This window comes from Arcicella aurantiaca (genome assembly GCF_003148625.1).
In the GTDB taxonomy this organism is placed as follows: Bacteria; Bacteroidota; Bacteroidia; order Cytophagales; family Spirosomataceae; genus Arcicella; species Arcicella aurantiaca.
On the sequence record NZ_QGGO01000010.1, the window covers coordinates 1 to 7,312 of the forward strand.

Below are 7,312 nucleotides of genomic sequence, written 5' to 3' on the forward strand. Positions count from 1 at the left end.
ATTTTTTAAGCTTCGTGACTTAGAACTTATTACCAAAACCAGAGATAATATGAAAGAAGTACAAGAAAAACTAACTCCCTTAAAAGCCTATTATTTAAAACACCGAGGCTTGGTCGAAACAGTCTTTGACCTCTTGAAAAACATCTGTAATCTGGAACATTCCAGACATCGAAGTTCTAAAAATTTTATGGTAAATTTCACGAGTGCTTTGATTGCTTATACCTATTTTGAATCATTCCCCTCATTCCCAAACTATACGGAAAAAGTAAGGAGTGATGAAAAATATGAAATTGTACTAATCTGAGATTTATCGCAATAATTCACGTTATTTTAAAAAGTTTTAAACCATTCGGTTCTAATATTTACTTTCTCAACTAATTCAACATCAATACCAAGTCGCAACTCCTTTAATTTTTCAGCTAAATCATTTCCATCCACTAAGTCAATAGGTGGAGTACCATCTCTTTGTGCTTCTTTTTTTGCTTCTCTGGAAAAAATACCGGTAGTAATTATCAATCCTTTATCTGCTCTTCCAACCATTGCACCTCTAAAATCTCTCACAACTGATGAGGAAACAGTACCTTTATATCGCTTTGCTTGAAAAATAACATGAAAAGATAACACACTCCCAATCTTTAAGATTCCTTTACCATCAATGCCACCATCATTTGTCTGACCTGTTACTTCTACATTTTGGAAACCTAATTCTCTTAGAAGACGTTGACAAAGCCTTTCAAAAGAACTTGGAGTTATTTTTTGCAGTTCATCAATAACTTCTTCCTGCCAAGTAAACTTCACTATTTCCTCACTTTCCTGTTCTTCTACCGCAAGTTCACTTGACAGAATATCATCATTATCAATTCTACTACTTTTTACTTCACGCTTTACTAATTCTTTATTAACAGTTTTAGTTTTTAATCCTTTCTCCGTTAAAGCCCAAATACCTCTTGATGAATTTTCTAATAAACCGAATCGTTTTAGATAATTTCTTGCCCATGCAAGTCTGTAATTTAGTTTACTGGTATTTCCTCTATGTATTTCGTTTATTTGTCCATCAGTTAAGTTCAGCAAAATGGCAATTTGTTCTTCCATTTCTGCTACTGAAGCAGAACCACCTAAATTATGTAATGCGTTAAGTGTAGGATTGAATAAATCATCATATTTAAACTTGAAAAGTTCTTTCATAAATATTTTAATTTTCGAGGGCTTACCTCTAAACGATAATGATGTATATTAATTAGGTTACAGTTCATTAGCAAGGTAAAACATTCCTAATTTCCCCCACAAAGATAAAAACAAAAAAGTGGTCGATTTATGGAGACCAATCTTATGGGTTATTCTTTAAAATATGCTTGAATTCTTTGAAAGTAATCACAGGAACAGGAGGAAATAAATCTTCAATTTTGGTGAGATTTCGAATATGCTTATCTTCTGTCACTAAATAATCAACCCCAGCACCTACGGCACAATCAACAAACTTGTTATCATCTGGGTCATTTTCAACCAAATTCCATTTAAAAGACGGCTCGAATCTTTCATGATTACTGGCGGTAAGTAGGATTTTCAAAACAAAATCTGCCGCATTAGTACTGTATCGTCGTTCAACTAATTCGGCATACTCCGAAAGAATTTCATTACTAAATACCCACGTAAACTGTTCATCGAGCCATGCTTCATACAGCCATTTGTATTGACCACGTTTAGGAATACTTTTTAGAAGTCCATTCGTATCAATTACGCATTTCATGATTTAGCTCTAATTTTAGCTAAGTATTCTGTTCTATTATCGCCCGTTTCATCAAAATTGATGTCTTTGGGTGTCATCTTTTTAGCTTTGATTACAGTGTTGAGTTCGTCTTGTAATTTAGAATTTAGGAATTTAACTAAATTTTTCCTTAGACTTTCTAAATCTGTTTCAGATAAATCATGCTCAAACATATTCAGTAATAATAACTGAGCATTTGAAAGCCTTTGTAGATTATGTTGTTTTACCGTCATGATTTTGATAATTAATGAAATTCCTCCCAAAGATAAAAACAAAAAATGTCCATTTTCAGAATACCACTTTTTATACGCAAATATTTTCTCTAAACATTCAATTTTGTAACTTGTTATTTCAAAAACTCTCCGTCCATGAAATATCTATTCAAAATATTTATCTTCTGTGTTTTTTCTTCGCCAATATTTGCTCAATTGAATCAGTTGGGGCAAATAGAAATTCCCAAGGATTCTAAATTTGAAGAAAATATTTCAGTCTTACCTTTAAATAAAGACGGAATTCTTTTAACGCTCGAAAAAGAAAGCTTTTTTAGTCGGAATAACAATAATTGGACTTTTTACCGCTACGATACCAACTTTCATGAACGCTGGCAAGCTACTTTAACGATTGATTTAGGCTTTGAAGCAGTCACTTCTTACCAAAATGAGCAATACCTTTTTTGGTTATTTGCCGAACCCGAAACGCCCAAAATTAACATTATTCGCCTCAATTTAGAACATGGCGAAATTGATGAATTTAAAGGTGATTTATTGGGTACTGTTGATATTGAATTCTTCAAAGTGTTAGGGAATACTGCTTTTTTAGGTGGTAGTTATTCCGAAAAACCTATTGTCACTTCCTTTTCATTTTTTCACAAAAAAGCAACCGTTCTTCATGGACTTTATGATGACCATTTAGAAATTAATGGTTTAGAAATTGACGAAAAACGCAATGAAGTTAATGTTATTGTCAAAGAAAGGCGAAAAGGAAAATGTGGCTTGGCAATTCAAAGTTATTCTGCCGAAGGAAAATCTCTACGTACCATTCATGTTCCTGATTTGGACGGTAATAGTCTAAGTTTTATTAGCGGTAAAATGTTGCCTCTCAACGAAAAAGAAACCCTTTTAGTCGGGAATTATTCTAACAATTGTAATGAATTTTCAAAAGGTTTGTACCTCACTCGCTTAGAAGAAGGGCTTGAAAAAGGCACAAGTATCATCAAATTTGCTGATTTAAAGAACTTTTTCAGTTTCATGTCTCCCAAACGTCAGGAGAAAATGAAAGAAAGGATTGAGCAAAAGAAAAAGGAAGGGAAAGAACCCAATTTTAGTTATAAATTATTGGTTCACAACTTAATACAAACTACAAAAGGCTCGTTGCTGATTGCTGAAATTTATTACTCACAACCCAAGTCAGGAGCTTCGCTTTCTGCTTCTATTTTAGGGGCAAAATCAAAAGAAAAGGAAAAAATAACCGAAGATTATACGTTCACTCACGCAGTTATTTGTGAATTTGACAACACGGGTAAAATTCTGTGGGACAATGCTTTGGTGATGGACAATCTCCAAAGTGAAGATTTAGTAGAACAAGTTCAAGTCTCAAAACTTGATGATAAATGGTTGTTGGCATTCTTGAAAAAAGGGAAAGTAAACTTACAACAAATTCGAGAAAGTGAAAATATAGGCGACAAAGAAATATTTGAAATTAAAGCAGAAGCAAACGCCAAACCTGACGAAGAAAGCAATGTGGCGGCTTGGTACGACCAAAATTTTGTAGCGTGGGGAACTCGAAAAATAGAAGGAAAACGACATGAAGACCCTACCAAAGAGGTATTTTATTTACACAAGTTAGGGTACGGAAAAGGGAAATAGGGTAAATTCTTTGTAAATTTGTAATTCAAAAAATTAAATAAAAACGTGTACCACGACGCACTCCAACATCTCCGCAAAGGCGACACCCTACTTTACTCCTCAGATACCATTTGGGGATTAGGCTGTGATGCCCGTAACGAAAAAGCCGTTGATAAACTTTTTACGCTCAAGCAACGTCCTGACAATAAAGCATTTATCGTTTTAATTTCTAAAATAGAACAACTTTCAGAATACGTTTTGGAAGTGCCAGAAATTGCATGGAATTTGGTAGAATTTGCAGAAAAACCACTTACTGTAATTTATCCAAAAGGTAAAAACTTACCCGCAAATTTGATGGGAATCGACGGTTCAATTGCCATTAGATTAGTAAAAGATGAATTCTGTAAAGGTTTAGTGCATAAGTTTGAACGTGCCATAGTATCAACTTCTGCCAATTTTTCTGGACAACCCTCTCCTACCCAATTTGCGGATATTTCTCCCGAAATTGTCAATGGCGTTGATTATGTCTTACACAATCCAAAAGGAGAAAATAAAAATACGCAACCTTCACAAATTGTAAAATTGGGATTAGGTGGCGAATTTGAATTTATTAGGAAGTAAAACTGTTTTTAATATGCCAGAAATTAGTCGTTTTTTCGGAATTATCATTTATATGTATGCCAAAGACCATTTACCTCCGCATTTTCATGCAGAATATGGTGATGAAGAGGCTATGTTTTCAATAGAAACTTGTAATATTATTATTGGTGATTTACCTCGAAAACAAACTCGTTTAGTACAAGCTTGGGCAGAATTACACAAAGAAGAATTGATGTCCAATTATTTGGAATTGCAACAAGAACAAGCAACATTTTTCAAAATAAAACCTTTGGAATAAGATGTTACCAAGAATCAAAAAAATATTAGAGGTTGAACCATACTCGGTTAAATGTTTATGGACAACGGGTGAAGTCAAAACTATTGATTTCAGTATTTTTTTACAAGATTATAAAGATAAACCACAATTTGTCTTCGCTAAATTATTAGACAAATCAATATTTAAAAATGTACGGCTTGATACCATTGGAAAAACCTTGTGTTGGGAAAATTTAACCACCATGCGAGATTACGATGGAACTATCAAATCCGCACCCTTAGATTTTTGCCCAGACGTATTATATTCATGGGCAACCTAAATTATGAATTTCACAGAAACATTACATACAAATCCCATTTTCAAACTTGTATCTGACTCAGCTAAACAACTGAATATCAGAGCTTTTGTCGTGGGTGGTTTTGTCAGAGACTTAATTCTGAATCGTCCTTCCAAAGATATTGACATCGTGTGCGTAGGTTCGGGCGTTGAGTTGGCAGAATTAGTAGCCAAAAACTCAGGACGTGACGAAGTTTATTTATCGGTCTTTAAAAATTTTGGAACAGCTCAATTAAAAATTGACGATTGGGAAGTTGAATTTGTAGGAGCAAGAAAAGAATCATACCAACGTAATTCTCGCAAGCCAATCGTTGAAGATGGAACACTCGAAGACGACCAAAATCGACGTGATTTTACGATAAATGCAATGGCTATTTCATTGAATGACAGCGACTTTGGCGAACTACTCGACCCTTTCGATGGTTTAGCTGACATTCGTAGAAAAATTATCAAAACACCACTTGAACCAAGCATTACTTTTTCTGACGACCCTCTACGAATGATGCGAGCTATCCGCTTCGCAACTCAACTGAATTTTGACATTCACCCCGACACTTTTGATGCTTTAATCAAAGAAAAAGAACGTATTGATATTATTTCGAAAGAAAGAATTACGGACGAATTGAATAAAATTATTCTATCTAAAAAACCTTCTTACGGCTTTCTTTTATTGGATTCATGTGGATTATTAGCAAAAATTTTTCCTGAATTTGTAAGGCTGAAAGGCGTAGAAACCGAAGAGGGCAAAGGACACAAAGATAACTTTTACCATACTTTGCAAGTATTGGATAATGCTTCTCAAAAAACGGACGATTTGTGGATTCGTTGGGCGGCAATTCTTCATGATATTGCCAAACCTGCTACCAAACGTTTTGATAAGAAAAAAGGGTGGACTTTTCATGGTCACGAAGAAATGGGTGCAAAATGGGTCAAAACCATTTTTACCAATATGCGTTTGCCCTTGAACGAAAAAATGCGTTTTGTGAAAAGTTTAGTTCGTTTACACCTTCGTCCGATTGCCTTATCCAAAGAAGAAATTTCAGATTCTGCTCTCCGAAGATTACTTTTTGAAGCAGGCGAAGACTTGGAAGGTTTAATGATTTTGTGTCGTGCCGATATAACCTCAAAAAACGGCGATAAAGTAAAACGTTATCTTCGCAATTTCGATATTGTTGAGCAAAAATTGAAAGAAGTTGAAGAAAGCGATAAACTACGTCAATTTCAACCCGTTATTACGGGCGAAATGATTATGGAGACCTTTGGTATTCAGCCCTCTCGTGAAGTAGGAATTATTAAAATTGCACTCAGAGAAGCCATTTTGGAAGGTACAATTGCCAATAATATTGAATCAGGAATGCCATTTTTATTGGCAGAAGGAGCAAAATTAGGTTTAAGCCCTGTTGAGCCTCAATAATCCCGCATTAACCACATAAGCAGACACAAGTTTGAATAGTTTTTTCTAAATTGTTGAAAAAACTATTCAACAATGACTGAAAAATACTCTCGCCGTTCATTCCTCCAAGCCTCAACATTGGCTGGAGCGGCTCTTTTACTTCCAGATTCGCTATTAGCGAATACTCCAGCAAAACAAAAAAATATTGGCTTACAGTTATATTCTGTACGTGACGACATGAAAAAAGACCCTTTGGCTACACTCAAAAAAGTGGCTGAAATAGGGTACAAAAATGTAGAACACGCCAACTATATTAATCATAAATTTTATGGTTATGAGCCATCAGAATTTCGTAAAATCATTGATGACTTAGGCTTAAATATGCGTAGTGGACACGTTACGTTAGGAGGAAACCACTGGGATGCGTCTAAGAATGATTTTACAGACGCTTGGAAAAAAACCATTGAAGATGCTGCTATTTTAGGACAAAAATACATCATTAGCCCTTGGTTGGATATTAGTTTACGCAAGAATTTTGATGATTGTAAACGCTTTATGGACGTGTTTAATAAATGCGGAGAATTGAGTAAAAAATCAGGTGTAAAATTCGGTTATCATAACCACGATTTTGAGTTTAGTCTTCGTTTAACAAGCGTAAAGGTTTACGATATTATTATGCAAAACACCGACCCTAATTTGGTTTGCCAGCAATTGGATATTGGTAATATGTATAACGGAGGTGGACGTGCAGTTGAACTATTGAAACAATATCCAAACCGTTTTGAATTAATGCACGTGAAAGATGAGATTAAAGGCGAAAAAGAACCTTATGAAAGTACCATTTTAGGTACAGGAATTATTGGTGTTGCTGAGGTATTAAAATTAGCGGCAAAAAGCGGTGGCACAACAGAATATATCCTTGAACAAGAATCATATCAAGGAATTCCACCGATGGAATGTATGAAAACTGATTTGGAGTGGATGAAGCAAGCGAAGTTTTGACAGTAAGCAGTAAGCAGTAAGCAGTAAGCAGTAAGCAGTAAGCAGTAAGCAGTAAGCAGTAAGCAGTAAGCAGTAAGCAGTAAGCAGTAAGCAGT

10 protein-coding genes are annotated in these 7,312 nt (G+C 34.8%); 7 read left to right on the top strand and 3 right to left on the bottom strand.

Translation table 11 applies throughout. The annotated features are described in order from the left end of the window. On the top strand, positions 1 to 304 hold a 304-nt coding region (locus LV89_RS10705), incomplete at its 5' end, for a transposase (RefSeq protein ID WP_146199140.1). 26 nt (positions 305 to 330) lie between these two features. Here LV89_RS10705 and LV89_RS10710 read toward each other — a convergent pair. The 3 genes from LV89_RS10710 to LV89_RS10720 all read right to left on the bottom strand — a co-directional run bounded on the left by LV89_RS10710 (position 331) and on the right by LV89_RS10720 (position 1,998). Beyond that, on the bottom strand, positions 331 to 1,185 hold the full coding sequence (locus LV89_RS10710; RefSeq protein ID WP_109742892.1) for a restriction endonuclease: 855 nt from the start codon (positions 1,183 to 1,185) through the stop codon (positions 331 to 333). A gap of 142 nt (positions 1,186 to 1,327) precedes the next feature. Further along, positions 1,328 to 1,747 carry a putative toxin-antitoxin system toxin component, PIN family gene (locus tag LV89_RS10715; protein WP_109742893.1) on the bottom strand — a complete coding sequence of 140 codons (420 nt, stop codon included), beginning with the start codon at positions 1,745 to 1,747 and terminating at the stop codon, positions 1,328 to 1,330. Continuing rightward, a complete protein-coding gene (locus LV89_RS10720) occupies positions 1,744 to 1,998 on the bottom strand; it encodes a DUF8507 family protein (protein WP_109742894.1) in 255 nt (84 codons plus the stop codon). The genes LV89_RS10715 and LV89_RS10720 overlap by 4 nt, the downstream gene beginning before the upstream one ends. 135 nt (positions 1,999 to 2,133) lie before the next feature. Between LV89_RS10720 and LV89_RS10725 the strand changes: the two genes are divergently transcribed. The 6 genes from LV89_RS10725 to LV89_RS10750 all read left to right on the top strand — a co-directional run bounded on the left by LV89_RS10725 (position 2,134) and on the right by LV89_RS10750 (position 7,217). Beyond that, a complete protein-coding gene (locus tag LV89_RS10725) occupies positions 2,134 to 3,630 on the top strand; it encodes a hypothetical protein (protein ID WP_109742895.1) in 1,497 nt (498 codons plus the stop codon). 45 nt (positions 3,631 to 3,675) lie between these two features. Then, positions 3,676 to 4,230 carry an L-threonylcarbamoyladenylate synthase gene (locus LV89_RS10730; RefSeq protein ID WP_109742896.1) on the top strand — a complete coding sequence of 185 codons (555 nt, stop codon included), beginning with the start codon at positions 3,676 to 3,678 and terminating at the stop codon, positions 4,228 to 4,230. A 13-nt stretch (positions 4,231 to 4,243) separates the two neighbouring features. Beyond that, complete coding sequence (locus LV89_RS10735; RefSeq protein WP_109742897.1) at positions 4,244 to 4,507, top strand: DUF4160 domain-containing protein; 264 nt, start codon at positions 4,244 to 4,246, stop codon at positions 4,505 to 4,507. Position 4,508: 1 nt separating this feature from the next. Then, positions 4,509 to 4,805, top strand: coding sequence for a DUF2442 domain-containing protein (locus LV89_RS10740; RefSeq protein WP_109742898.1), 297 nt, complete (start codon positions 4,509 to 4,511; stop codon positions 4,803 to 4,805). Positions 4,806 to 4,808: 3 nt separating this feature from the next. Next, positions 4,809 to 6,236 carry a CCA tRNA nucleotidyltransferase gene (locus LV89_RS10745; protein ID WP_109742899.1) on the top strand — a complete coding sequence of 476 codons (1,428 nt, stop codon included), beginning with the start codon at positions 4,809 to 4,811 and terminating at the stop codon, positions 6,234 to 6,236. A gap of 72 nt (positions 6,237 to 6,308) precedes the next feature. Further along, entirely contained in the window at positions 6,309 to 7,217 is a 909-nt protein-coding gene (locus LV89_RS10750) for a TIM barrel protein (protein WP_109742900.1), read from the top strand. Positions 7,218 to 7,312 lie beyond the last annotated feature (95 nt).